A 25,775-nucleotide genomic window follows, 5' to 3' on the forward strand; every position below is an offset into this window, starting at 1 on the left:
AAAGACTTTTAAAGATAAAAATTTATTCCTTTTGCCTTGCAAGTTTCTTTCATTTGCTGAGCCAATTCTTTCGACTTTTCAATTGATTCTGAAACGGCAACTTCCACCTGTTCCACAATGAACTGATTGGTCTTTAAATCACCAACAATGGCAATCATCGTCATGCTATCATCGCTAACAACTGCATGAGCTGCCAATGGGAATTTACATCCTCCTTCAATCTCGGCCATAAATGCTCTTTCGGCTAAAATAGCCTGCATTGTTGCTTCATGATTTACTTTTTCGACAATGGCTATAGATTCTGTGTCATTATCTCTACACTCAATGGCAATGGCTCCCTGTCCAATGGCAGGAATGCACTGATCGACATCCAGCAACAAATTTTCCTGGAATTCTTTTCCAAGTCTGTTCATTCCGGCAGCTGCAAGAATGATGGCATCATATTCACCATCCATTAGCTTTTGCATTCTGGTATCAATATTGCCTCTAATTTCTTTAAAGTTTGTATCTGGTCTTAAATCGGCCAACTGTACTCTTCTTCGCGGACTTCCCGTTCCCAAAATAAAGCCCTCGGGCATTTGCTCAATTGTGCTTCCATCTCTACTCAGAAAAACATCACGTACATCTTCGCGTTCGGGAAAAGCAACCAGTTTTAAACCCGCTGGATGAAAACTTGGAACATCTTTTAAACTGTGAATTGCAATGTCGGCTTCGCCCTCCAAAAGTGCATGTTCCAATTCCTTAACAAACAAACCTGTCGTTCCAAATTCTGTTAATGAGCGATTCAAAACACGATCGCCCTGCGTACTAAATTTGATGACTTCAAATTCAACATCCGGATTGGCATTCTGCAGAAGCTCTACAGTTTGCATGGTTTGCGTATAGGCCAATAAACTTGGTCGTGTTGCAACTCTTATTTTCTTTTTAGCTGACATTTAGGATTGTATTTCGTCGGTTATTATGGGAAATAAAAAAGCCATATAAAACAGGTTTATATAGCTTTTTATCGAAAGCTTACAAAGCTTTACGAATCCATATCTTTAAAAATCATATTTAGCGTTTCCATTGGGCTCGATTGCTTTTTGTGATGATCCTTCAAATGATTGATACATGCTCTGGCAATCTTATTCACAATGTTGTTGGTGATGTGCTCTACCTTTTTCAGTTCATCATCAGAAAGTTTGTTTTTGTGATAATCCAGCTCCTTGCGCTGCACATTCTGAAGATTTTCTTTTAGTGCAACAATAACGGGAGAAAGGTATTTCACTTCTAACCATCCGTAAAACTCACCAATCGAAGCCTGAATAATTTTTTCGGCATCAGGAATACAAGCTTTACGCTGATCTATTGCCGCAGAAATGTGCTTGGAAAGTTCATCAACTGTAATCACCAAAACATTTTCCATTTCATCAATGGCTGTATCAACATTGCGAGGCACCGAAAGATCGAGCACCAGTTTACACGATTCTACACCTTTAAAATGATCGAGTGTTAAAGTTGGTTTTGATGCTCCTGTAGCAACAATAATAACTTCTGCTTTATCAACCTCTTCGTTTAATTTTTCGATTGGCTGATATTGAATATTGTACTTATTTGCCAGTGCCTCGGCTTTCTCAATGGTTCTATTCACCAAGGTAAGTGAACGATTACTCATGTGCTTTAAAAGGTTTCCACAAGTATCTTTTCCAATATCGCCAGTACCATACAAAAGAAAGCTACAATTTTCTAAAGTTGATACCTTATCCTTAATGTATTGAACTGCTGCATGAGATACGGAAGCCGCACCTTTGCTAATTTCTGTATCGTTCTTGATTTTTTTGCTTGCCTGGAAAACAAATGAGAACAGACGATTCATAAAAGAATTCACCATTCCAATTTGCTCCGATTGTTGATAGGCATTTTTCACCTGACCAACAATCTGAAAGTCACCAATAATTTGGGAATCCAATCCAGCAGTAACCTTATATAAGTGTCGAATACACTCATTTCCATGAAGTGTGTATCCGTTATAGTTTAAATCATTTCTATTTCCTTTGCAGTATTTCAAAAACAGGTCTGTAATGACTTCTACTTCTGAAGAATGCGCATAAATCTCGGTTCGATTACAGGTTGATAGAATTACCATCCCTTCGATCTGATGCTCCTTTGCCTCCTTCAATATATTTTCCTGATCTTCTGACGATAAAGAAAACATCCCCCTCACATCCAGAGCCGTTTTTCTATAGCTAATTCCTAGAACAAATAATTTTTGTAGATTTTCTCGAATTTGTAATGACATAAAAACGGAATTTGTTTACTCATTTGTTACATATCCTTAAATCTGGATGTAACAAACCGATTCAAATATAACGGTAATTATTCAAAAATCCTCCTAATTTCAGTAAGTGCATGAATAAATATTGACCACTTTAATTATTATGGAAAATTCAAAAACCCTAAAAGGATTTTAATATCTTTAATACCAAAATAATCGAACTTTCTTTCATAATCTTACTATTCCTAATATATTTAATCATTCAGAATAAATTTAAATAAAAAGAACGATATTTTTAGACGATAAAGTATGAATAAAACGACTCTTGAAACAAGATATAGAATAGGCATTTTAGGTTGCGGGTGGTTAGGATTGCCACTGTCCGAATTTTTTATTGCGCAAGGATTGGAAGTGAAAGGTTCCACCCCATCGCCTGACAAGTTGCAAGCTCTGCAAGAAAAAGGAATCAAATCGTTTCATATTAATTTGGATCCCTCTTTAAATTCTGATTACAATTCTGATTTTTTCGATACCGATGTGTTAATTATAAACTTTCCACCAAAACGTAGAGATGATATTCTTGATTGGCACACCCAGCAAATTGAATCATTAGTTTCGGCCATCCGAAAATCTAAAATTGATAAAATCATTTTTATCAGCTCCACCTCTGTTTATGCCGAAGTAAATGGAGAAGTAAGTGAATTGAATGAGGAAACTCCTGCGAAAAATAGTGGCAAAGCCCTGCGCATAGCAGAAGAATTACTCTTGGAAGAACCGAGTTTTCGAACCACCATTATTCGTTTTGGCGGACTTATTGGCTATGATCGAAAACCAGGTAGGTTTTTTGCAGGTAAAAAGAACCTGAAAAATGGCGATGTTCCCGTCAATTTAATCCATAGGGATGATTGTATTGGAATCATCAATCACGTGATTACCAACAATATTTGGGGTGAAACTTTTAATGCATGTTGTCCTGAACATCCGCGCAGAAAAGATTTTTATAAAGCCGCAGCAGAAGCTCATCATTTTGAAATTCCCGAATTCCTATCTAACAAAGATGAATTTAAAATTGTTAATTGCGATAAACTCATTAAATCGGGCTATTCTTTTCTGTATCAAAATCCTGTAGACTGTTTAATTGTTTAAGTAAATTTTTCTTTTAAACTAAAAAAAGATAAGATTATCCTATTATTTACGACTATAATCAATTTATTATAAAGTCCGTTCTTATTTTAATTAAATTTAGAACAAATATTCATTGAATAATGGTATATCTGCTACTTAAACAACCCACAAAGGATATGAATTCCTGGCGAGAATCTTTCGACCGTTTTTTGGAATATCGAAAAATTGGCGGTGAATTGTCTTGTAAAATTTACCAGACACCTCGCAAAAAGAATGAGCTAATTGTTCTCTCGGAATGGCGAAGCATGGATGAAGTAACAGAATTCCTGGAATCTCAATCATTTGAAATGATTAAGGAACTAGAAGACAAAGAGCCCCTTACCATTAAATTGCTGAACAAGCGAAATATCAACAAGTATATCAAATAATTAGAGTAATTCTTCCATTTTTAGCATCATTTCCATATTGATCGCCTCTATTGTTTTTGCAAGCACATGAAGCAGGAGGTGTGGAAATTCATCTTCATAAAGATTTTCTTCCAGTTCAGTCAGGCAATCGTCCAGGCCAAATCGATAGCCTTTAATTTGATTCATGTTCGTCAGGTATTCCAGAATTTGAATCTCATTCAGATTCAGATGTTCAGGCAAATTTAAGGGTACTATTTCCAAATCTTGCTTGGGAAAAACTTTATATGACTCTTCCACAATTGAGTTAATGTAAGAGTTTAACACATCTACCATATCTTCCAAGCTATCAAATCCATATGACAAACCCAACAAATCCTCATAAGCATCTACAAACAATGAATTCATCAAGAGAAGATACTCATCAAGTTTCTCTATTTGTGTTGTACTAACACCAGGTTGAATTCTATAAAATTCCAGAATTCCCTGGATAATTTCAGACCTGGATTCTGTTGTCGATCTTACTGTATTTTCATTAAACTCCTTCACTTCCCAATTGTAAATGTGTTGTTTCAAAAAATTGTGGCCCTAATTTTTTCAGCACTTCCGAAACTGAATTCGAACTCTCTTCTATTCCAAGTATGGCATAACCTTTATTCCCTCTTTGCCCTAATTTTAAATCTTTAATATTGATATTTTGAGAAGCCAAAGCCGAAAGCAGAATCAATAAAACGCCAGAAGAGTTATTATGAATCGATAAAATCATCTGTTTGCTAATGGCAATAGGCAAATTAACACCATCCACTTCGAGCAGATAATTCTTTCCCTTTTGCAATTCCGGAATATCGAAATTATCGCCAACACGTATTTCAATAAAGCTATCTCCTCCAGTTCCCCTCACAAATTCAACAGCTTCTTTTATGGCATTTTCATCTCCGCTTAGGGTTAAAAAAGCAGTTGCTGTTCCATCGTTATTGGTGTTTAAATATGCGGTTTCCACATTAATTTCTTCCGATGCAAGTGCATTAAAAATCATCGATAAAACACCAGGATCATCCCTATGATGGGAAAGCAGTCCGCTTGTTTTACTCGAAGAATTTTCGGGTACAGAATTGCTAATTGTGACCGATTTATTGCCTTTTCGTATGCGAATGGCCTCAAAATCACCCAAGGAAGTGGCATTCTTATGATGTTCGAGAAAAGTTCGAAATTCTCCACCAAAAGAAAACTTCGGAATTCTTCTCTGTTTTCGATCTTCAAACCTAAGGTTTAACATCTCAATTCCAAGATTCATCACCTTGTATTTTTCCTCCTTAAATCCCGAATTTCGCAAAGGTCTTTTTTCGGGTATGGTTTTCGAAAAACTGAGGTAATGTTTGTAACCTACCTCGTAGGCAAATTTAATTCCCCTTTCGAAATGATTTCCCAGGTTTTGAATGCTATGTGTATCCGTTCCAAGCGAAATTGGAATATCAAGCTGTTTGGCTCTTTGCAAGATTGATTGGTGAGGGTAAATCCCACAACCTTTATTGATTCCTGCCAGGTTAACATCAAGGGCAAGATTGTACTCGCTGATCATTTCGAGCAAAAAACGCATTCTTCGAGCCAAAATATGATCGCTCGTATCCAATTCCAACAAAGCTTGAGGAATAGGTGCAAATAGTTTTGGCAAATCCAAATGCCCTACAATCTGTATCATTTCCCATGAGCAATCAACCATTTCAATCAATTCCTCGATATAGCCCAACCAATAATTCTCTACTCCACCACGAAGTTTAATAAGCTGATCTGCCTCTTCCTGGGAACCATCGTAAGGAATTCCTTCTTTGGAAAAGTGTAAGGATCCAATTACAAAATCGGCATTCTGAGCCTGGAAAATTTTTGAGCGATTCCATTGCAAGCCCAAATCGGCTCCCAACCATTCCAATTCGATACCATATTTTATTGAAATTTCGTTCCCATACTTCTCTTTCAGTTTTTCAATCTTCTTGGGATAATTGAAATAAGCATTGTCGCCTCGTATGAATTTTACATCCAAACGTTTTTCTGCAGCATAGCGAAATCGCGTTAAGCGCGGTGTGTGAATGATAAAGCTAATATTCGGATGACCTTTGGCAATTGCCTGCTCCGTAATCTTTTCCAATTCGTCAACACCATGCTTCACATGGTCGTTTCCCGTTCCTGCATGAATTCCGTGTGTTTCCCAAATAAAATATTCGGGCGGCTGTATTTTATTTCCTGACATCAAAAATTGCTTTGTGCTTATTGAATGAGTAAAATTAACCATTTGTCTAGAATATCATCGCTCCCAAGCCTGGAAATCATCCAAATCCTGTAAAGGCAGTAAAAATTATCGGTTTGTCCATGATTTAATACTAACAAATACAGAAAGTGCAGACTCCATTTCGAGAGTCTGCACTTTTTTGTTTGTATTGATATTTATATCAGTTTTAACTTTTTACCGAACGTAAGATTCCATAATAGTATCTTCTTAAATAACGATAAATGGGTTTAAAAACATCCATTACTGGAGTTAAAGCAATTCTGTTTTTTTGAATCGATTGATGATTCAATTCCTTCAAAATTCTGATTAATTCGAGCGCTATATTCTTGTAACAATGCCTTTTGTAGCGCTTATAGCTATAAGTTAAATCTTTGGATGATAAGACTATTTTTCTAAGGTCTACCAGGTAACAGTTTGAGGCATTGGTAATAAAGCCGTCCAATGCATTATTCATTTCAGCAATTCTCTCTGATGAATAATCTTCCCAATCGGCCGTAAACTTAACCTCTGGTCCGTTTAAAAATACAATTGGAATATGAGCCGGAATTGCCGACCTTATTTTTTTTAGATTGGCAGTGAAATCATCAACAGATATTTTCCCCCTATGTATGAATTCTTTGGCAAAGAATTTTAAAAATTTTGCATTGATCCCCTTCCATCTTTTTTTGCGGTACACTTTGATAATATTGCACCATTCCTGTTTGTCTGTCAGGTTGATATTATTGGTTCCAAAAGTTACTTTTAATCCATTCGACTGATGTTCGTACATCTCCTGAATGTAATCCATATTCAAACTGTAAATGAACACGTCGAAATGAGTGGAGAAAATCTTTGTTCGATAGGCGTCCTCATCAATAAAAGGCAGGTTCTTTTCTAAATATTGCTTTTGATCCAATGACAATTCAAGGCTATCCAACAACATTTGGGTATGCTCCTTATTGATTACAATGTTGTTTTTGCCATTATAATTGGACTCTTTTAACAGCTTACATTTATAATCTCTCAAATAAAATAGCATCTGAAACAGGTCACATTCTCCTTTAAACAGAATGGTCATTTCTTCCTTACCAGGAGTGGAATCCTTTTCTTTTTCTGAGAAATCATCCTCATCCATTACAGAAATCCAATTGGGTTTTGATTCATCCAATTGAACTGCGACATCGGGAACTACTTCCAGTTTCGGGAAATTTAGTTTTTCGTACAGGTATTGTTCAACCCCCAAATTGATAATGCGGCAAGAGAAAACGAAATGTTCCAATCGATTCAAATTTCGATCGAAAGCGTAAAAACCGGTAATGCCATAATCTCCATATTTATCGACTACCCGAATCAGTTTTTTCTCAAGATTTATATCTCCTATGAGAGTCTCAAGTTCTGTTTCATTGAGTCGTTGTTTGGTATAATTCAACTGGTTGGTTCGATTTAAAAGCTCCAGCAATCGGTCTTTGTGTTGATTGTCAAGCTCCATGTATTGAATTTTAATGTCGGAGGTTAACAAGAACTCCTCATTACTGGTGTGTTCCGATTGATCAACAAATTTCTTCTCTAAAATTTTATAATGTCCCAGCCTGCTGTGTGTAGAATCATCTTTGCCTGCAAAAGCTGGGTGATTTTTAATATTGGAGATAAAAGATGGATCTTCGGCAAAGATGCCTTTGTTGTAAAATTTTGCCTCTTCAAGATTCATATGATTATCGTCGAGAAAGAGTGTATTTTCAGCCCTTAGCTGACATTTTTCGATCACTCGTTGCACCAACTTCCCTTTTCCTTCCCATTCAATCTCGGGAAAAATAAAGTAGTCCCAAACCCCAATTTCCTGAAGTTTATCCCTGGCCTGTGAAAAATTATTTTTGGAAACAATACTATTAATAATCCCTCTACCTGTCAGCCACTTGACCAAATCTACATTCTCCTGGACACAACTCACACCTTCTTCGGAAAGGGTTCCTTTCCAAAAAGTTTCATCAAGATCCCAGATGACAAGTTTAATGCTTTTCATAGCTCTTTATTTAATTCACATATTGCATTTTGAATAGGGATTAGTGTTTTTAATGACTTACAACAATTCATGGGTTTTCAATATGGGCATTTACGATTTCAATGAATTCTGATGAAAGATTACATCATCTTTATAGTATCCATTTTTATATCCGAATTTACCAAAGTTGAATCCTTCGTATTTAAAATCGTTCAGCAAGAGCGAAACGTTCCTAAACGAACCTTTATCTACGAGTTTATTGATATAGTTTACCTGATCGTTACGACTGTACTTGTGTCTGAGCACAAACAGGTTTACGTCGGCATATTTTCCAACCAGCACACCATCTGTTACGACCGAAACGGGGGCATTATCCATTACAATGTAACTAAACTTACTTTTCACCAATTCCATAAATCGACTAAACCTACCATTGGAAAGAAGCTCGGCAGGATTGGAGGCAACTGGTCCGGCTGGAATAAAGCTCAGGTTTTCGATTTGTGTTGGATGTACAATCTCCTTAAAACTTTCCTTATCCTCCAGGAAACTGCTCATTCCTATCTGACCATTTAATCCAAACAATTTGTACAGTTTGGGTTTTCTCATATCTGTTTCAATTAGCAGCACCTTACGGTGGCTCATGGCCAAAATCGCTGCCAAATTTGCACTCACGAATGATTTTCCTTCGCCGGATATGATAGATTGTACCGATATTACTTTCTGACTTTGGTCTGATAAAATATATTCCAGATCGGTTCTAAGATTTCTAAACGATTCGGTAACTGCAGCCTGTGGACGTTTTGATACCAATACCTCCTTTTTGTATTTGTTATGACTGATTACACCCAAAACATTCAAAACTGTTTCCTGTTCAATCTCAGAAACATTATCAATGGTATTGTTGAAATAGTCGGCAGTTTTAATAAAAACAAAAGGAATGAAAGCTGCTAAACAGAAGCCCAAGGCCAAATTAATTAATAGTTTCGGTCCAACCTTCACAGTTGAAGTTAAACTTGCCTGATCAAGAATTTGCGAATTGGGTGCATTGGATGCAATGGTAATTTCGGCCTCTGCCCTCTTTTTTAAAAGGAAGGTGTAGAGGTCGTTATTCAAATCGTACCTTCGTTTGATATTGGAAAATTTTTGCTCAATTTTAGGCATTTTAGCCAATTTTCCCCTTACCCTGCTGATCTGTCTCGAAATCTCAATCATTTCATTTTCTGCATGCACCAGTAGGTTTTTAAGGTTCTCTTCCAAACTCTCTTTGGTGTGTTTTATTTCTTTATCGAGAACCTTCATATTGGGTTCGTTTGCTGTGGCACTTAAGGAGTAAACTTCTTTTTTGCTGTACAAATCGCCCAATTTTAGCACCAACTGATTCAGTACAGGATCAGTAATATCAACAACCGAAGGAGATAAGATGGATTTGGAAACTCGTTCTTCTCCAAAATTTCTTTGAAGGCTATTCTCTACCTTATTAAATTCTTTGTTGTTGCTTAGGTATCGATTCAAATTTCTACAGTAGTTAAGCTTCCTTTCAGCCAGTGTATATTCTTCTTCCAGCCTCTTTAAATCCGATAATACAAGATTACTCTCCTGCTCCAGGTTCACACTTTGATTTTTAGATTGAAAATCGCTGAACAGGTGTCCTGTTTCCCGCAAGGAATCGATAACACCATCCAATTGCATATCGATAAACCTGACCGTATTTTCTGAAATTTTGTTCTTTTCTGCCAGGCAGTAATCTATATATCTATTGCTTAATTCATTTAAATAATCAACCAACCTATTGGCTTGCGTACCTCTAATTTTCAGGTTTATCAGGTTTCCTTTTTGTTCTGCCAGGTTTACCTCTAAACTACCCACATAAGCAAGGCTAAGGCTCTCTAAATCGTGCAAAACAAAAGAGTATTCAACATTCATTGGAACCAGCAAATCTTCATTTTTTTCAATAATAAAGCTGAAATATTCATTCTCAAATACTTCTCCAAATCTTCCTTTGTTCTCGATATTTACAGTATTCCCTCCGCCCACAGCAAGGTCTTCAACCCGAAGCAAATACTCCTCGTCCGAAATCATTCGTACATAAACAGGTATATTTTTAGGGTTTGCAATAATTCCGGTCTCCACAATGACAAATGGTTCTCTTCCATACAAATCTTCATTGTATAGTGGTTTTTTCAGATACCAGGATGATTCCCATCCCAGGTTCCTGATCACCTGCTTTGATAGACTTGCAGATTTTAACACTCCAATGTGATCCTGGATATTGATTCCAGACATACCACCCTCATCATCAAAAAAATCTTTCCCTCTTAAGGCGTTGGATTCATTCTGAACCAATATGGTACTTTTTGCCTGGTAGGTACTTGGGGAATAGTAGCTGTAAACAAAGGCCAATATCAAGCCAAGAATTCCAAACAAGGCAAACCAATACCAGTTCGACAAGAGTTTAAATTGGAAGGCTTTGACACGCTTCTTTTCATTGTTCAACATATTCTCTATGTAATTGTTCTGACTGGACATAATATGAATGTTAGCGGTTATAACATATGAATCAGTAAATACAGTATAAAATCACTTCAATGGGCATTGGAGGTCATCTTAGCTTGAGAGAGTTTTAAAATTCTTTGAACCTAGTGACTTGTTAATCTTTTTGTAACAATGTTTTTTATCGACAAAAACAAATACCTTACATCCGTTTTTAAAGGAGATTTTAAATAGCTTTTGATGTAACGTTTTTCGGAGGCTTGAATTTCCTCCAGTGTCTCTGGTAAATCGGCATAAAATGGAGGTACAATACCAGGTGTAACCCGTTTGCGCAAGTCTTGCAACTCCTCATCGTAGAGCAACAAATACTGCTTGCTTATTGGTCTAACACCAACCAGTTTCATTTCTCCTTTAATCAGGTTTACAAAATTTGGCAGTTCATCAATCCAAAACTTCCTTAGTATTTTACCAATTGGTGTAATTCTAATATCGTTGCAAATTTTGCCTCCCTTAGCCAATCTGTTCTTCTTCAGAAATTCTTCTTGCAGGTATTCCGAAAAAGGTACCATTGTTCTTATTTTATATACTAAAATCTCTTTCCCTCCTTTTCCAATTCTCCTCATTTTAAAAAGCAATCCATAGGAAGCAAATTTGTGATAGCGTGGCGAGCTTTTCTTTTTGGCAACCAAATACAGGTATCCATTGGCAAAATATTCGTTCACCAGTTCGTAACCTCCTGCATACAGTCTGCCAATCATTTCCAACTGGCGAATGGAACGGTTCATTCCTTTGGTAAGGAAAAAATACAAGCTGCGCGTAAGGCTAAGCTTTGGAAATACCCGTCGGTAAATAAAATGATGCAGGTATTTAATTTTATTAAGAGGAAATGAATGACTTGTTAAGATTTTTCTCTCGATATGTTCCTGTGGTTTAAAACGAAATATAAACAGCGCATTCTGTTGAAGTTTGTGATGAACCGCTTCAAAAAACTCGTTAATGCTAATCAAATTATTTACGGGTTCAACACTTACCAATAACTGGTAATTTGCACCTCTTAAGCGGTCAATATCTTTAACCTCCCTGGTGCTTACCAGGATATGTTTTGTATTGCTACGATTGTAATAAGTGCTTACAAATTCAAATCCTTTTTCCCCTAATATCTGAGAGTGATCACGAAAGTCATTCCGATAAATCAAAAAATTTGATATTCCATTCTTTGAATTCTCAAAGTGATCAATTTTTTCAAAGTCCCTCACTAATTCTTTTTCATCTTTCATGACAATGAATTTTCGACATCAAATAGAAATGTTGTAGTTAACCTTATGCTTGCGATTGAGCAAGCTTATTTCATGTAGAGTATGATAAGTTTCAAATCTAATGGCTGACTTAATGGGATTACCAGCCTCGATCCAATGCATGTTTCCTGCGTTCCCTGCTAAAAGTTGCATTAAAAGCATCTAAAAAGGTGCCATATACAGGTCCCAGGTCATCCCATTTGCAGATTTCATAGGATGTATTCTTCGATCGAAAACGCAAAAAATCCATAATATTCGATCTGGTTTTTGGGGCAGATAAAAACCAAAGTATGTCTCCCATCAGCAACCACCTTACACGTCTTCCCAATGGGTATTCCAATTGTTTCAGGCAATTTTCTCCCTGCCCGAGCAGGTAAAGCAAGTGTGGAAAATCAACTCCCGAATAGACCGCCGTTTGGAGCGATCCCCAAAATCGAGGATTGATTTCCATAAGTTTTGGAACACCATCTCTGCTGTCAATTCTGAATTCGATCATGGCCACACCATCCCACTTTAAATGTTGCATGAGCCTTATGGCATATTCTTCCATTTCGGGATGAGCAACGCCTTCGCGCAAAGTACTTGGACCTCCGCTTATTGGATATTCCCGAATCCTTTTGTGTGTAAACTTGCCGTATACTTCTCCATTTTTTAAGAGCAAAGAAACCCCAAATCCTCCTCCTTGCGGAATGAACTCTTGTAGCATTGGAACTCCAAAATGAGAAGTAATTTTCTTGTAATGCGATTCAAATTCGTTCCAGTTTTTGATATAGACGATTCCACGTGAACCCGAACTTACCTTAGGTTTTATGAGGAAAGGCAGATTGATTTTTTCCTTCAATTCGTCAATATCCTCATCGATTTTTGGAAGATATGTTTTGGGATGTGGAATATTCAGTTGCCTTGCAATTTCGATGGTTTTGTATTTATCCCTTGCCAGTTCGAATTGCTCTCGATTCGGAACCAGCAAAGTCACAAACTGCTCCAATTCATCCTTTATTTTCCCGCAAATTTCCGTGCAATCATCCCGAACGGGTATCAGGAAAGCATTTGCATGATTTTTTGCCCAATTCAGGATAAATTCTTCAAACAATTCTGGCTGCTTACGCGGATCGGGATAAATTAACTTTTTACTTACATATTTTGAGTAGAAGGACGCACACGGATAAGATTCTCCCACGATCACATGATATCCTTTTCGGCCCAAAGATCTGATAATCGATAAAGCCGCCCGCGACCTGCCATCCATCACAAAAATTCGCTTCATTTTAGTTCTAAGTTTTGGTACCTGCAAAAAAGAATCGATCGAAAATCTTTCTTTTGAGCTTTAAATATTTCATGACTCACATCTTCGAAAGATAAGTTCGAAACAATTGTATTGATTTCATTATTTACTACCAGGTTACATTGGGCTGACATGGCGAGTAAGGATGAGTCATTTCTACTATCGGTATACAATCTGTCAATTTCCTGAATTCCCATTTGCTGCAATTTCAAACCTTTTCTTTCACCATAAACATGTTCTTCGATTTGTACAAATTCCTCCTCTTCTTTTCTCAAGCTAGTACCAATAATTTCGATGTTTGGAAACAGATGTTCCAGGTAAATTTCGAATGCTGCCGATACAACAATAACTCTCGCATTGGCACATTCAGTCTTAAAATTGTAATGGTAGATTTGGTTCAGCTTTATCTTTGATGAAAACTCTTTTGCCAGCTGCTTTACATCCTCTGCCTTATGTGATTTTATAAACAATTTAATCCCCAAATTTTTGAGTTGTAAGTTTGAAATCAGATCGAGTTTCTGCAAACACCATAAAAACAAATACCAGTAATATCTGAACACAAATAAGGCTTTCCTGCGACCACAGAACTGAAAAAAATCAAGCGTAGTATCATATGTTGTTAGTGTTCTGTCAAAATCAAACACTACGATTTCCTTGCGATCCATTAAATGTATTTTCTACATATTCTCTTACAGTAATGAATTGATAATTCTTCTGCATAAAATATTTAATTTCCCTATCGTATAAATCAAGCGCTTTATGCCCCAGGTTTTTCACTTTTAACTGCGCCCGTATCAGGTCCTGAAAAAGGTATGCGAACAATTGATCCGACCGTCTTGAGATACTCCTGGTTTCATTCGATTCATCAATCAGCTCGTTGGGATGAATATCAAAAACAATTGGTTTGTGATTGATGGAATTTTCGAGGTTTAATAAACGATGCTGCAAACGGGTAAGCAAAGGAAAAATTCTCATTGTTGTGCCCAGGTATGGTAATAGAGTTGCACTTAAAGGCACTTCGATAATGGGCGAATTGCCTTTTTTAAAAAGGCTTTCCGACGATGTTCGGTAAGGCAACCTGGGCGATGATAACCATTTTAATTTCTTACGTCCACCAAAGGACATGAACCAATCGAAACGTTGAGAAGCAATTGAACTATCGATTAAATATCCTGACTCAATCAAAGCCTTTCCGGTATCTTCATTTACCCTAAGTGCCGGCGCTCTAAAACCAATCACTTCCTTTCCGGATATGTCTTCCAGAATCATTTTAGATTCCCTAAGATGATGTACTTGCTGTTTATACGACATTTGATCAAAGCCATGCTCCTTTTTGTGCGATAATCCATGACTGGCAACTTCGTGACCACGTTTGAGAATTATTTTCACAATTTGTGGATACAGTTTGGCAATATATCCGGTAAAGTAAAAAGTTGATTTGATATTGTATTTGCTATAAATATCAAGCAATAAAGGCATTCCTTCCTGTAACACTTTTAAACCGGTTTCATCTCTCAGGCAATTGAACCAAATCGATGTGGTTTCAACATCGTTCGTTAGTAAACAAATTTTCTTCACACTCATACATTATTGCAATACAATTCTTTTGATTGTATTTCTCACCCTGCACATCAATCGCTCCATTCCCCAAAATATTAGATTTGAATGCCACCTATCGGGATGAGTGAGAATGATTAAACCTTTAATTTCTTCATTCCTCATTTTATAAATTAAATCCTGGGTAGAATCTACCTGTAGCATTTGTGGCAGCTTATCTCTTACTCGTTGTCCTTTATCTCTCCAGCTTCCTCCCGAGTCGGAAATATAGGCAAGCTTATTATAGTCGATCGATAAATAGGGTTCGCCAATGATCCCAAAATCCTCAAAATTATTTTCCACCCACAAGTCGCGATTGTCCCACTTCGAAAATGAACTACCATGCATACAAATTGTATTAACCGGGCAAATTTTACGCATTTCATACAAACTCTCCTGAAAAATTTCCAGGGCTTTATTTACATCTCCATTACTTTGAGCCATGGTTTCATAATGGTATCCTATTTCATGACCTAAGTCGTAAATTTGTTTGATGATATCAGGCTTAAAAATCGATTTGGTATTTCTAAAATAATAGGTAGAATGCAAACCATAGCGTTTTTCCAGGAGGGCCATTTGCAGGGCCATTTGGGGAAATTTATCCACATCGTGTCTTAAAATCACGAAAGGTTGGGCTGGCTTACTTCTAAAATATGTGTTAAAACAAACAGTATTCAGCTTTAAATCCACAATGGTTTTACAGATAGACTCGTAAGATTGCAAGGTAAAATCTCTATTCATACAAACTTGAATTTCTTAATTTTGCAGTTTTTGCCAGATTACAAAAGCTTTTTTGGCAAAGGCATACATAAACGGCTGGTGGATTTGTTCGTACCTCCCCAGGTTCACAATTTTACCTCCATACTTCTTTTTATAATCTCTCACACCATAAGAAACATTGGGTTTTCCTGCTCCTCCAAAATCAAAAACCTTACAATTATTGGTTTTTCCCCACAGAAAAATTTCCCAGGGAATTAAATCGTTCGGGCATTTTGCATACTCACTACAATAGGAGCCTGCATAATAATCATAGATTACCTTTTTGTATTTTAAGGAGATACTGCATCCTATGATTTTACCATTGTGTTTCGCCACAAAAATGAGTAAAGATGGATTTCCAACTAATTTCTTTCGAAGATTTTTAAAGTAGATGAGATCGGGCAATGGCAATTTTACCCGTCTAAATACATCATTCAGTACTCCATACACATTTTCTATTGCCTCATCCGAGTTGTCTACCGAAATTTGAATCCCCTCTTTCTGAGCTTTTCGAATTCGGTTTCTCTTTCTCTTTTCAACTTCCTGCCATAAATCCTCTTCCTTCTTTTCCAAATCGACAAGAATATTAAGGTGCTCTACATACTTAAACCGACTTGCATGAAAACTTGCCTTTCGATTTGATGTATCCCATAAATTTCGAATTTGCGTATAAATGGCCTGGTTTTTCACCCGATTACTATAGTGAACCAAAAGCATTTCGGTTACTTGTTCATCATCGTCTTTCACAATTGGACCACCCATAATAATGGCCCTGGATGAAAATTTCCCAAGAATTCCATCGTGAACTGTTAAGATAACAGCCAGTAGTGTTCCCAAAATTTCGCTCTCGTTTTTCACAGCCAAAAAAATGGGCTTGTACTTGGGTGTTTCTTTATACACATCGTACATTTGAGGCGTTTGAAAAACATTTCCATTGGGATGATAATGAATAAATTCTTCCCACTTTTCGCGCTCAATTTTTTCTGGATGGTGGATCAGTTCCATTTTTAAATCATCTTAAAAATAAATGCTTTCATAAGTAAAGTATTAAGTCGTAGTTCTTACAGTTTAGAAAGTGAACCGTAGCTTTTGCCATAGTAGAAAAGCCCTTTTGGCAATTGAAAAAATTACGGGTTTGTGAATTTTTTCATATCGTCCAAAACGAACCAGCTCTCCTCCAAATTTCATTTTATAGTCGCGTACTCCATATGGTACATTGGGCGAGCCTGCTCCTCCAAAATCGAACAATGTATATCCATTATCTTTTGCCCACATAAAAATTTCCCAAGGTAAAATATCGTTTGGGCACTTGTGGTTATGCTTTGATTTTGCTCCTGCAAAAAAGTCATATACTGTTGATTTATAAAGCAAAGCAATTCGACAGGCTATAATTTCATTATTAAATTTGGCAACAAATATTTTTATGCCTGGATCTTTCGAAAAGTGTGAAATCAGATTCTGAAAAAAAGAGATATCCGGTAAGGGTAAGCGTGCCTTGTGATATACTTCTTTTAAAATATTGTAAGCCTCTTGTAAACCTTCAGGGCTTGTATCAACTTCAACCTCTACATCCAGTTTTCTGGCCTTTCTGATTTTATTTCTACTCTTCGATTGTAAGGAACCCCAAAGTTTTTCTTTCGATACATCCAGATTGATGAAAATATTGAGGTGATCGAGGAAATAAAAGCCATTTTCCTTGAATATGAATTCGTAATTTAAGGTATCGTGGAAGTTTCTCACCTGGGAGAGAATGGCATGTTTTTTTGCGATTTCATTATAACTATCAAGCAATAAGTTGCAAAGAACTTTATCATTTTTCTCTACCAATGGACCACCGCGTATAATCGATCTTGCAGAGTATCCACCCAACATTCCATTCAGTACTTTTTCGATAACAGCAATTAAAATTCCCTTAATTTTACCCTCTTTTTCCAAGGCCAAAATAATGGGCTGATATCGTTTGGTATCTTCATATACATGGAACATTTGTGGAGTATGAAAAACATTTCCATTGGGATGCTCAAAAATAAATTCTTCCCATAATTGCTCATCAATTTCATTCAGCCCTTCCAGTATCTTCATCGCCTGTTTCTATAATCAATTATTACTTACAACTCATGAAGAATTCACGGTTCTTATATGCTTTGATGGCTTTGTATCATTGTAATGCTGAATTAACAGCTGACAAATTAAATTTGCAGCATTTCCATTGCCAAATATTTTCGGAAAATTCAGAGGTTTTACCTCATCGTAGGCACGAAAAGCATCCATTATTTTTTTATAGTTGGCACCACATAATAAAGCCATTCCCGTTTCCAGAATTTCCACCCATTCTGTTTCCTCACGCAAAATAATGCATGGCTTATTATAGAAATAAGCTTCTTTTTGCACACCACCAGAATCTGTCATTATCATTTTTGCATTTCTTTCCAAATCGATCATTTCCTTATATGAAACTGGTGGTAATATCTCTATATAAATAGAGTTATTGACTTTTTTAAGCAAGCCTCCACTTAAATGTTGAGACATGCATTTTAATGTTCTTGGGTGCAAGGGAATTTTTACATCTATCGAAAATTGATTGCTGATATCCAAAAGTGCCTTAAATATACTTTGAAGATTTTCAGGTCGATCTGTGTTGTGATCCCGATGAATGGTTGCCAGGATGTATTCATTTGGCAATTTTCCATTAGAACTCCCCTTTGTTAATGCTTGAGAATAGTACAGAAAATTATCGTACATGATGTCGCCAACATTAAAAATGCCAGGTTTATCGATACAATAGCTTGAATGTTGGTTTGTGTCGAATCCCTCAAGTTCCAGGTTTTTTATGGCCTTATTATTGGGTGTGAACAAGAATGTGGAAACATGATCGCACATGATTCGATTTATTTCTTCAGGCATTTGCTTATTGTAGGATCGTAAACCCGCTTCGATATGTGCGATCGGAATTTGCAATTTACTTGCAGCAATTGCACCTGCTAAGGTTGAATTGGTATCGCCAAAGAGCACAACATAATCGGGTGTTTCCTTCATGAGAATCTCCTCCAGTCCGGAAATCATACCTGCCGATTGTCTTCCATGACTATCGGAACCAATGTTTAGATTATAAGCAGGCAAAGCGATTTCGAGTTCCTGGAAAAACACCTTCGACATATTCTCATCGTAATGCTGCCCGGTATGCACAATAATCTCCGTAATCAGATCGGAATACTTCTGCCTGATTATCCTGCTTAAAGCCGCCGCTTTAATAATTTGAGGTCTAGCTCCAACAATACTGATTATTTTCATATGAGTTTGAATTGAGCCAATAAATCTGAATTAATTGTAGTAGATGTAACACTATTAGGATAATTTGAAATCAACCATGTGAGAAAATCACTCAAATCGATTTTTTCTTTGAGCATTTTATACCTGCGTTTCTCCCATTCTTCCTGCCTGTTCTTCATTTCGAGCAATTCTTTCATTTTCTCTAAGAACTTATCGAAGCTTTCCGGCAAGTATGAATAACACAGACCATATCGATCTTCCAACTCGTTGGGAACAGATAATTTGCCAGCGAAACTATTGCATTTTACAGCCGGAGTTCCCAATACCGCAGCTTCTGAGGTCATGGTTTGACTATCGCCAATAAACATTTGGGCAAGAGCCAAAACAGAATGAATTTTATCTGCTTCAATTTTCAATTGATAAGACTGCAGTTCAGGTTCAATTTCTCCTTCGCTTGTGATGTAAATACGACCATAGTCCTTCAATAAATTGATAATTCTAAGTTTCTGTTCCAAATTAATTCCCTGGTGTCCAATATCATGATGTGCCTTAAATCGATTAAATCGAAGTACAAAAAAGGCTTCGTTTAAATCAATGCCTAAGTGACTTAAAACATTTGTATCCGGCGTAAAACGTTTAGGCGACAAATAGGCCAACTCGTGAAATCCGTTGTAGAAAATGGTATTCTTTTTTTTGCGATTCTCTTTTAAACTGGCTGGTGAAACAAGATGACTTGCAAAAGGATGACCAAATTTTACAAAAAGAGGTTGAACTGCATCGTCGTCGTCGTCCAGAATGATCGAATTCATCGAACTAATTGCTGATACATGGGCCAGTGCCAGTGATGAGCCAATACCTATATCAATTTTATTTTCTTTAATAAACCTATATATCAGCCAATTGTAATGAATCTGACTAAATGCTTTGGCCACGATATGATCCTTTTTAGAGCCCAATACCTGATAAGGAATTTTATACTGCTCCAATAATTTTATGGCAATGGGAATGTCTTTTACTGTTACCCAAATTTTATGAATCGATTTGAGATCGAAGTATAAGTTTTTCAATAAATGTACATGCCCTGGATGCGCAATATCAATTAAAATTCTCATGGATTTGCTATGGTTTAGCGAACTACAGTTTCGTAAACTTCTATAATTTTTGTGGCAATTACATCCGACTGTAAATGTGAGATTCGATTTCGGCCATCTGTTTTGCCATTAAAATCAATTGCTTTCGCGATATGCTTGCTAACATCATCAAGCTCAAAGGAGGTCAGGTAGCATCCCTTTGTATTGGCAATTACATCTTTTACATCGCCAACATTGGTTGATACAATCGGACAATTACAAGCCATCGCTTCTTTTATAAACTGAGGCGATCCTTCTGAAAATGAGGTTAACAAAGCCAGCTCAGCGGCATTCATCAACAAAGCAACCTCATCCCTATTATATCCCTTTAACTCAATTAGTTCGTAAGAATCATCATTCAACTGATCAACTGCTTTTTGGGCCAGTGGATAATTTTTAACATCGATATCGAATGCCGACGAAAAAAGGATGTATTTCTTCTCTAATGATAGATTCAGCTTCTTTTTGGCAGTGCTTTTATCCATTGGAAAAAAAGTAGTAAAATCGACTCCGCATGGAATAACTGCTGCATTATTTTTTCGCAATAGTGGCAGCATATAGGGCGAAACCACAATGCTTTTTTTGCTCAAGACTTGTGCAAGTTTCGAATAAAAACGCACTTTCGTCGAGTAAAGATCCGTTCCATGATAGGTAACAACTACCGGTAGTTTCCATTGCAAACCAGCCAACAAACCGCTTAATCCGTAATGAGCATTCACCAAATCATAAGTAGTGTTTCCAATTTTTTTCCAAAAGCGAAAAAGGTTTTTCAGATATCCCACTAAGCCCTTTCCTTTAATCGGAAAAACATCAACCCTTAGGCCTGCACGAATCAATTCGTCGACCTGCTCTTTTACAAAGGGCGATATGGATTTTTTATTCCCACTACAAACAATTAGAACTCGGAGCATTTCACTTCATTTCTGATCAAACAAATTTATTTCAGTACTAAATCCGTAAAGTAATTGGATTTGTATTTTTGATCGAGGAATATCAGGGCAAGAATGACAAAGTAGAGGCCTTTTACAAATTCAAACCGAAGAAAGACATATGAATAAATAAAAGTATCTACAAAAAACAAGAGAGTAAGTAATAAAAAAGCAAGATAAATGGGATGATGTATGTAGTATTTCCAAACATAGGCGAATAATTTGCAATAAAACAGAAGGTAAATTGTAACACCCAAAAAGCCTACCTGTGTAAGCAACCAAACAAAGCCCATACGACCACCATATCTCACTCCATATTCATCCAACATTAAACCCGAACGGGTATTGTACTGCGATTGAATCAGCTTTCCTGCTCCATCGCCCAAGATGGCGGTTTGCGTTTTCTCATTCTTCATGTGATTGATGAAATAAAGCAAACCATCTTTTCTGCGCAATTGTGCTTTATCTTCAGAGTTTCCCTGTGTGTATTCCTGTATGTAATTGCCAATATAATAGAGGTCGACACTTCCCCATCGGCTGTGTTCGGGATTTAGAGTACGATTGGTTTTTGCAACAAAGACAAATGCCACGATACCGAACAGCCCAACAATGAATAATTTATGATATAATTTGGTAAACAATTCCAACTTGCTCAGCCTAACATACACATAGGAACCAATGATAAAAAACAAAGGAATAAACAGCAGTATGGCCCGTTTATCGCCAATAATGGCAAAAAGAATAAATGCCCCAATTGCATACAGGTATTTCAATTTGGCTTGAAACAAAAAAATCGAGAATAGAATAAGGATTACAAACAGTGGAAAAATTGTAGAAACACTTCCACCCTGTATGGTTAAGGTTCCTATAATGCCATCCTCGCTTTGTCCTTTGCTGATAAACTTAAGTATCGCTGCAGGAACTTGTAACAGAACCAATATTTTAATAAAACCTACTACTTTTTTAATCAGTAATACGCTATCCTCGTTAATTAATACCAGGAAATAGAAGTATGATATAAGGGTATAGATTAAAAAATAAATTAATGAAAATGTATCCAAGCCATTGATAAAAGTGCTCAGTACAGATACTCCTGAAAATACTGCAATCCATCCAATAAAAGGAGTCTTGAACTTGCCCCACGACTCAATAATTTGTAGGCCAAGCAAAACAAACAAAAGAAAAGGGACTCCAATTTTGTAGATTGCAGAAGAGAAGCCCATTAGTTGCATCAGTCCAGTAAAAAAAATCAGCGACCAATAGGCATAGTGTAAATAGGTCTTGAACATTTTATGAAAGTTCCAAAACTGGTTTTAAATTGCTTTTCACGATATTCGACCACTCGTAAGATTCGAGCGATTTCACAATTTCTTCTGTGTCAAAGCTGTGTTTCGAATGGTATGCCATTTTTAATGCATCATAAAAAGATGTTGAATTATCCTCGCACAGAAATCCATTTTTTGAATTGATTAACCTCCTGTTCTCGTAAGTTGATGTTGCAATGCAAATCATTCCTGAAAGTACGTATTCAAAGGTTTTGGTTGGTGGCTGATAATCGTAGTACTTCTCTAAAGGCACATAAGAAACGCCAACATTGCATTTTTTAAAATAAGGTTTCAACTGATCATGATTGACCCGACCATGAAAGCAAACGATATTCTGGAGTTGGTTCTTCTCTATGGTCTCTATAACACATTTCTCATCTTCGCTGCTGCCATATCCGAAAATATCGTAGGTCACTTTAACTTTCGAGTGAAATTCATGGTAAAACTTCGCAAAGCCTTCGATGGTCTCATGAATGTTCCTCTTATTAAGTGTTCCGACATACAATAGTTTCAATGTACTAAAATCATTCCCATTAGAAGGGATGATATCTGCTCCAAGTGGCAGCAGGTTACACTTTTCTTTCCTGAATCCTATCTTTTCTCTTAATTTTTCGGATAATATCGTAATGCGATCGAAAAAAAAGGATTCAAACAAAATTTGCTGATTTTGCAGAAAGTTTGCAACTGGTGATTTTTTCAATGATCCTGACCTGATATCCAGAATTTTACTCCCTTTTTTAATTGATAAACCTAGCAGAAAACACAATTTGAAATAGACCATGAAGACCTTTTCGTATTTTCCTGTTTGCCAAAGCTTTAGAATTTCTCTTCTCCAGCTCATAAAGCGCTTCCATTTGCCTTGGATAATGGGCAAATAATGAATTTCAACACCCTCTAACTCCACTTTTGGGAAGCCTTGATCGTAACAAATGAAAGTAATATGGTACTCCTCTTTTAAGTATTTACAATAATAGAAGTAACCCGATTGATACCCAAACTGTCCCGGATTTACAATTAGAATCTGTTTTTTCTCTTTTGATGGATCCAAAGTGGCAATTTTTTAGTTTTGGCGATACAAAAGTTCCTCTACCTTCGATAAGAGTTCTAGCTCTACTTTTTGCACATCGTACTGCGAAGCATCCTCACGTATTTTTGCGCCCATTTTTCCAAGACTCTCCTTCTGGTTGTAGAGCTTAAAAATGGCATCCTTAAACAGATTCACATCCAAATCTTTAATGATATAGCCATTAAACCCATTTTTAATGTATTGCGAATGTGTTGGCAAATCGTTGGCTACAACGGGTTTTCCCATGGCAAAATATTCAAACAACTTTTGTGGCGGCGATAAATGGTAAGAAGGAATATCTTCGAGAAAACTCAGGCAAACATTCGATTCATGTATGTATTTAGGAATTTCATCATGGTCTACTCGCCCTATCACTTTTATGCTCCCTTGCAACTTATTTTTTCGACTCCAATTTTCAATTTTTCTTTGATAAGTCTCCTCGGCTCCAATAATTACAAGCTGAATGTCTTTCTTTTCTGATACAATTTCTTTCAAACCTTCCAACATCAGGTTTAAACCGCGAATTTCGCATACCCAACCTGTGTATATCAATCGAAATTTACCATCCTCTTTTTCATGCTCACCATTCAGCTTAAATTTTTCAAAATCAACACCGTGCGGCAAGTAGGATATTTTATTTTCATCCACTTTTCGCGATATAAAATAATCGACCAATTGTTTGGAAATGGCCAGGCTATGATCGGCCTGTTTTACCCCGTTTAAATACAGTAAGGATATCTTTTTGGAGATAAAGCTTTTGCTTCTTTTCTCGTTTAATCCTAATATGGCATGAGCCGATTGAATATGGCACAAAAACGGACTTTTGAAATTAAAGAACGAGATGGGTGCATCGGAAATAACCAGGAAGAGCAAATCGTATTTGGTAAATAGTAAGGCAATCCCAATTTTGAGCCAGAACAAGTAAACCGAAAAGAATGGCACCTTCCATTTTTTTACACCTACAACCCTGGCATTTACCTTACTTTTAATAAACTTAGGATGATTTGTAAAAATGATAAGGTTATAATGTTCGGCCAATATCTGGTAACGTTTTATCCTGTTGGCATTTCCTACTGTATCGGCATTGGAAGCACTGTAAACTGTAGCGATTGTGGCTTTTTTCATTTATTGATAGTTGGAGTAGTTTGGAGTATGAAAAAGAAATCTACCAAAACAATTTAAGTCTGGATATGATATTGTTTTTATAGAAATAGACAAATGAGATAAATGCTAAAGACAGGCAGCATAAAATCAGTCGAAAACCGAACAGAGACAAGTTGCCCACAAAATTACTGGCAATAACCATTACAAGTAACAAGATGAGACCTATGGATGTTCGCCAGTATTTAAAGTAATCTTTAAAGTGCTCGTTCACGAAATAAGCAATGATGAAATACTTCACAATTTCACCGATTAAGCCTCCAATAACGATGCCAATGAGCCCGAATTCCAAGGATAAAAAATACATAAACAGGCAGCTTAGCGAGGTGGAAATGATTGCTGAATAACTCAGTATTATATTTTTCTTTTTAATGAGAATCCCTGCCGAAAGCAAATCGGACATTCCTCCTAAAATGTAGGTCATGGCGATTACGCCCACCAACTCCTGACTTTCTATGAATTTCTCCGATGCAAAAAGAACCAAAACCTCTTTGCCAAAAAACAAGAGCACAATAACAATGAGAGATCCTATAAGGGAATAAACATTGTAGAAATCATTAAAAATGGTTTTGCTATCGGATTTCTGGTAATTCTCGAATGAATAAGGATGCCAGGCCAGCTTTAAACTCTGGGTTAATAAAAACAGAGGCAGCACCACCTTTGTGGCCATAGCAAATATTCCCATTTGCTGAATCGAGAAAATGAAGAAAATAACAATACCCGGCAAGTATTTCTGTGCCCACTTGGCAATTACCGAAGGAATTAATGGAATTCCATATTGCAGCATTTCTTTGGCAATTTTCCAGGAGTAAAACCACCTGATATATGCTCTTGCGTTATACAAGGCAATAAGCGAAAATATAATAGTTACAATTAGCCTGCTCAATAAAAGCCCTTGTAATCCTTTATCGAGCACTACAATAAAGAAAATGCCGGCTATTGCATTAAGAATAACGTATGAGATGTAAAAACTTGTGTAGGCCTTCCGGTTAAATTCAACCCTGTAAATAATGGTACAATAGCCCAGTACATTTTTAAACAACAGCTCGCTCGTGGCGATAATAAATATCAAGTAATAGCTCGATGATTTAAAAAAGACTGCTGAGAGCGGCTGATTAAACACAAGCATTACAAGTGTTAGTAGAATGCTGCAAGGTACAAGCAACCAAAATCCGGAAGAAAAAAGTTTTCCTTGCTCTTTCGGCGAATCTTTCTCAAAATACAAGCGCAAAAAACTACTTTCCAATTGCAGGGTGGTAAAAAATGGCAAGAATGCCATCAGAATGGAAATGATTTCCAGAATTCCAAAATCGGCCTGGGACAGAAAGCGAGCATAAATTGGAATGGTAATAAAGCCCACAAATTTGGCCATAACTCCAACCACTCCATACGACAAAAAGTCTTTTAATAGACTGTTTTTCATT

The 25,775-nt window shown here is 36.6% G+C and carries 22 protein-coding genes; 2 read left to right on the forward strand and 20 right to left on the reverse strand.

The window, feature by feature from the left end:
- Positions 1 to 8 precede the first annotated feature (8 nt).
- Together hemC and hemA are read right to left on the reverse strand one after the other, a co-directional pair.
- A complete protein-coding gene (gene hemC / locus ELS83_RS01130) occupies positions 9 to 935 on the reverse strand; it encodes a hydroxymethylbilane synthase (RefSeq protein WP_171593656.1) in 927 nt (308 codons plus the stop codon).
- Positions 936 to 1,024: 89 nt separating this feature from the next.
- Positions 1,025 to 2,278, reverse strand: a complete 1,254-nt coding sequence (gene hemA, locus ELS83_RS01135; RefSeq protein WP_171593657.1) for a glutamyl-tRNA reductase — start codon at positions 2,276 to 2,278, stop codon at positions 1,025 to 1,027.
- 285 nt (positions 2,279 to 2,563) lie between these two features.
- Here hemA and ELS83_RS01140 point away from each other — a divergent pair, with 285 nt between their 5' ends.
- Both ELS83_RS01140 and ELS83_RS01145 read left to right on the forward strand, forming a co-directional pair.
- Entirely contained in the window at positions 2,564 to 3,400 is an 837-nt protein-coding gene (locus ELS83_RS01140) for an SDR family oxidoreductase (RefSeq protein ID WP_171593658.1), read from the forward strand.
- A gap of 119 nt (positions 3,401 to 3,519) precedes the next feature.
- Positions 3,520 to 3,807, forward strand: coding sequence for a hypothetical protein (locus ELS83_RS01145; RefSeq protein ID WP_171593659.1), 288 nt, complete (start codon positions 3,520 to 3,522; stop codon positions 3,805 to 3,807).
- Here ELS83_RS01145 and ELS83_RS01150 read toward each other — a convergent pair whose 3' ends face one another.
- The 18 genes from ELS83_RS01150 to ELS83_RS01235 form a co-directional block, all read right to left on the reverse strand.
- Positions 3,808 to 4,359 (reverse strand): hypothetical protein, encoded by a 552-nt coding sequence (locus tag ELS83_RS01150; protein WP_171593660.1) that lies wholly within the window; start codon positions 4,357 to 4,359, stop codon positions 3,808 to 3,810.
- A complete protein-coding gene (locus ELS83_RS01155) occupies positions 4,319 to 6,028 on the reverse strand; it encodes a histidinol-phosphatase HisJ family protein (RefSeq protein ID WP_171593661.1) in 1,710 nt (569 codons plus the stop codon). Before ELS83_RS01155 ends, ELS83_RS01150 begins: the two co-directional genes overlap by 41 nt.
- Before the next feature lie 205 nt (positions 6,029 to 6,233).
- Complete coding sequence (locus ELS83_RS01160) at positions 6,234 to 8,066, reverse strand: hypothetical protein (RefSeq protein ID WP_171593662.1); 1,833 nt, start codon at positions 8,064 to 8,066, stop codon at positions 6,234 to 6,236.
- A gap of 90 nt (positions 8,067 to 8,156) precedes the next feature.
- Positions 8,157 to 10,571, reverse strand: a complete 2,415-nt coding sequence (locus ELS83_RS01165; protein WP_171593663.1) for a GumC family protein — start codon at positions 10,569 to 10,571, stop codon at positions 8,157 to 8,159.
- A gap of 110 nt (positions 10,572 to 10,681) precedes the next feature.
- Positions 10,682 to 11,812 (reverse strand): sugar transferase, encoded by a 1,131-nt coding sequence (locus tag ELS83_RS01170; RefSeq protein ID WP_171593664.1) that lies wholly within the window; start codon positions 11,810 to 11,812, stop codon positions 10,682 to 10,684.
- A 118-nt stretch (positions 11,813 to 11,930) separates the two neighbouring features.
- Positions 11,931 to 13,097 carry a carboxylate--amine ligase gene (locus ELS83_RS01175; RefSeq protein ID WP_171593665.1) on the reverse strand — a complete coding sequence of 389 codons (1,167 nt, stop codon included), beginning with the start codon at positions 13,095 to 13,097 and terminating at the stop codon, positions 11,931 to 11,933.
- On the reverse strand, positions 13,094 to 13,780 hold the full coding sequence (locus ELS83_RS01180; RefSeq protein WP_171593666.1) for an HAD family hydrolase: 687 nt from the start codon (positions 13,778 to 13,780) through the stop codon (positions 13,094 to 13,096). Before ELS83_RS01180 ends, ELS83_RS01175 begins: the two co-directional genes overlap by 4 nt.
- A complete protein-coding gene (locus ELS83_RS01185; RefSeq protein WP_216616291.1) occupies positions 13,752 to 14,693 on the reverse strand; it encodes a polysaccharide deacetylase family protein in 942 nt (313 codons plus the stop codon). The genes ELS83_RS01180 and ELS83_RS01185 overlap by 29 nt, the downstream gene beginning before the upstream one ends.
- 9 nt (positions 14,694 to 14,702) lie before the next feature.
- Positions 14,703 to 15,452, reverse strand: a complete 750-nt coding sequence (locus ELS83_RS01190) for a polysaccharide deacetylase family protein (protein ID WP_171593668.1) — start codon at positions 15,450 to 15,452, stop codon at positions 14,703 to 14,705.
- A 15-nt stretch (positions 15,453 to 15,467) separates the two neighbouring features.
- Positions 15,468 to 16,475, reverse strand: coding sequence for a lipid II:glycine glycyltransferase FemX (locus ELS83_RS01195; protein WP_171593669.1), 1,008 nt, complete (start codon positions 16,473 to 16,475; stop codon positions 15,468 to 15,470).
- A 63-nt stretch (positions 16,476 to 16,538) separates the two neighbouring features.
- Positions 16,539 to 17,552 (reverse strand): lipid II:glycine glycyltransferase FemX, encoded by a 1,014-nt coding sequence (locus tag ELS83_RS01200; RefSeq protein ID WP_171593670.1) that lies wholly within the window; start codon positions 17,550 to 17,552, stop codon positions 16,539 to 16,541.
- A gap of 33 nt (positions 17,553 to 17,585) precedes the next feature.
- Positions 17,586 to 18,761, reverse strand: a complete 1,176-nt coding sequence (gene wecB, locus ELS83_RS01205) for a non-hydrolyzing UDP-N-acetylglucosamine 2-epimerase (protein WP_171593671.1) — start codon at positions 18,759 to 18,761, stop codon at positions 17,586 to 17,588.
- Positions 18,758 to 19,852: a DUF354 domain-containing protein gene (locus ELS83_RS01210; protein ID WP_171593672.1), complete on the reverse strand. Its 1,095-nt coding sequence runs from the start codon at positions 19,850 to 19,852 to the stop codon at positions 18,758 to 18,760. The genes wecB and ELS83_RS01210 overlap by 4 nt, the downstream gene beginning before the upstream one ends.
- A 14-nt stretch (positions 19,853 to 19,866) precedes the next feature.
- The gene (locus tag ELS83_RS01215; protein WP_171593673.1) at positions 19,867 to 20,781 is read right to left on the reverse strand and encodes a glycosyltransferase family 4 protein; all 915 of its coding nucleotides are present in this window, start codon (positions 20,779 to 20,781) and stop codon (positions 19,867 to 19,869) included.
- 26 nt (positions 20,782 to 20,807) lie between these two features.
- Complete coding sequence (locus tag ELS83_RS01220) at positions 20,808 to 22,088, reverse strand: hypothetical protein (RefSeq protein ID WP_171593674.1); 1,281 nt, start codon at positions 22,086 to 22,088, stop codon at positions 20,808 to 20,810.
- Position 22,089: 1 nt separating this feature from the next.
- Positions 22,090 to 23,172: a glycosyltransferase gene (locus ELS83_RS01225; RefSeq protein WP_171593675.1), complete on the reverse strand. Its 1,083-nt coding sequence runs from the start codon at positions 23,170 to 23,172 to the stop codon at positions 22,090 to 22,092.
- 12 nt (positions 23,173 to 23,184) lie between these two features.
- Positions 23,185 to 24,315, reverse strand: coding sequence for a glycosyltransferase (locus ELS83_RS01230; protein WP_171593676.1), 1,131 nt, complete (start codon positions 24,313 to 24,315; stop codon positions 23,185 to 23,187).
- 40 nt (positions 24,316 to 24,355) lie between these two features.
- The gene (locus ELS83_RS01235) at positions 24,356 to 25,774 is read right to left on the reverse strand and encodes a lipopolysaccharide biosynthesis protein (RefSeq protein ID WP_171593677.1); all 1,419 of its coding nucleotides are present in this window, start codon (positions 25,772 to 25,774) and stop codon (positions 24,356 to 24,358) included.
- Between the last annotated feature and the right edge of the window lies 1 nt (position 25,775).

It is taken from the genome of Marinifilum caeruleilacunae (assembly GCF_013141825.1).
Classification (GTDB): Bacteria; Bacteroidota; Bacteroidia; order Bacteroidales; family Marinifilaceae; genus Marinifilum; species Marinifilum caeruleilacunae.

Excerpts from the sequence above, each read along its gene's own strand:
- hemC (WP_171593656.1), bottom strand. The coding sequence starts at position 935 with ATGTCAGCTAAAAAGAAAATAAGAGTTGCAACACGACCAAGTTTATTG.
- hemA (WP_171593657.1), bottom strand. The coding sequence starts at position 2,278 with ATGTCATTACAAATTCGAGAAAATCTACAAAAATTATTTGTTCTAGGA.
- ELS83_RS01140 (WP_171593658.1), top strand. The coding sequence starts at position 2,564 with ATGAATAAAACGACTCTTGAAACAAGATATAGAATAGGCATTTTAGGT.
- ELS83_RS01145 (WP_171593659.1), top strand. The coding sequence starts at position 3,520 with ATGGTATATCTGCTACTTAAACAACCCACAAAGGATATGAATTCCTGG.
- ELS83_RS01155 (WP_171593661.1), bottom strand. The coding sequence starts at position 6,028 with ATGTCAGGAAATAAAATACAGCCGCCCGAATATTTTATTTGGGAAACA.
- ELS83_RS01160 (WP_171593662.1), bottom strand. The coding sequence starts at position 8,066 with ATGAAAAGCATTAAACTTGTCATCTGGGATCTTGATGAAACTTTTTGG.
- ELS83_RS01165 (WP_171593663.1), bottom strand. The coding sequence starts at position 10,571 with ATGTCCAGTCAGAACAATTACATAGAGAATATGTTGAACAATGAAAAG.
- ELS83_RS01170 (WP_171593664.1), bottom strand. The coding sequence starts at position 11,812 with ATGAAAGATGAAAAAGAATTAGTGAGGGACTTTGAAAAAATTGATCAC.
- ELS83_RS01175 (WP_171593665.1), bottom strand. The coding sequence starts at position 13,097 with ATGAAGCGAATTTTTGTGATGGATGGCAGGTCGCGGGCGGCTTTATCG.
- ELS83_RS01180 (WP_171593666.1), bottom strand. The coding sequence starts at position 13,780 with ATGGATCGCAAGGAAATCGTAGTGTTTGATTTTGACAGAACACTAACA.
- ELS83_RS01190 (WP_171593668.1), bottom strand. The coding sequence starts at position 15,452 with ATGAATAGAGATTTTACCTTGCAATCTTACGAGTCTATCTGTAAAACC.
- ELS83_RS01195 (WP_171593669.1), bottom strand. The coding sequence starts at position 16,475 with ATGGAACTGATCCACCATCCAGAAAAAATTGAGCGCGAAAAGTGGGAA.
- ELS83_RS01200 (WP_171593670.1), bottom strand. The coding sequence starts at position 17,552 with ATGAAGATACTGGAAGGGCTGAATGAAATTGATGAGCAATTATGGGAA.
- wecB (WP_171593671.1), bottom strand. The coding sequence starts at position 18,761 with ATGAAAATAATCAGTATTGTTGGAGCTAGACCTCAAATTATTAAAGCG.
- ELS83_RS01210 (WP_171593672.1), bottom strand. The coding sequence starts at position 19,852 with ATGAGAATTTTAATTGATATTGCGCATCCAGGGCATGTACATTTATTG.
- ELS83_RS01215 (WP_171593673.1), bottom strand. The coding sequence starts at position 20,781 with ATGCTCCGAGTTCTAATTGTTTGTAGTGGGAATAAAAAATCCATATCG.
- ELS83_RS01220 (WP_171593674.1), bottom strand. The coding sequence starts at position 22,088 with ATGTTCAAGACCTATTTACACTATGCCTATTGGTCGCTGATTTTTTTT.
- ELS83_RS01230 (WP_171593676.1), bottom strand. The coding sequence starts at position 24,315 with ATGAAAAAAGCCACAATCGCTACAGTTTACAGTGCTTCCAATGCCGAT.
- ELS83_RS01235 (WP_171593677.1), bottom strand. The coding sequence starts at position 25,774 with ATGAAAAACAGTCTATTAAAAGACTTTTTGTCGTATGGAGTGGTTGGA.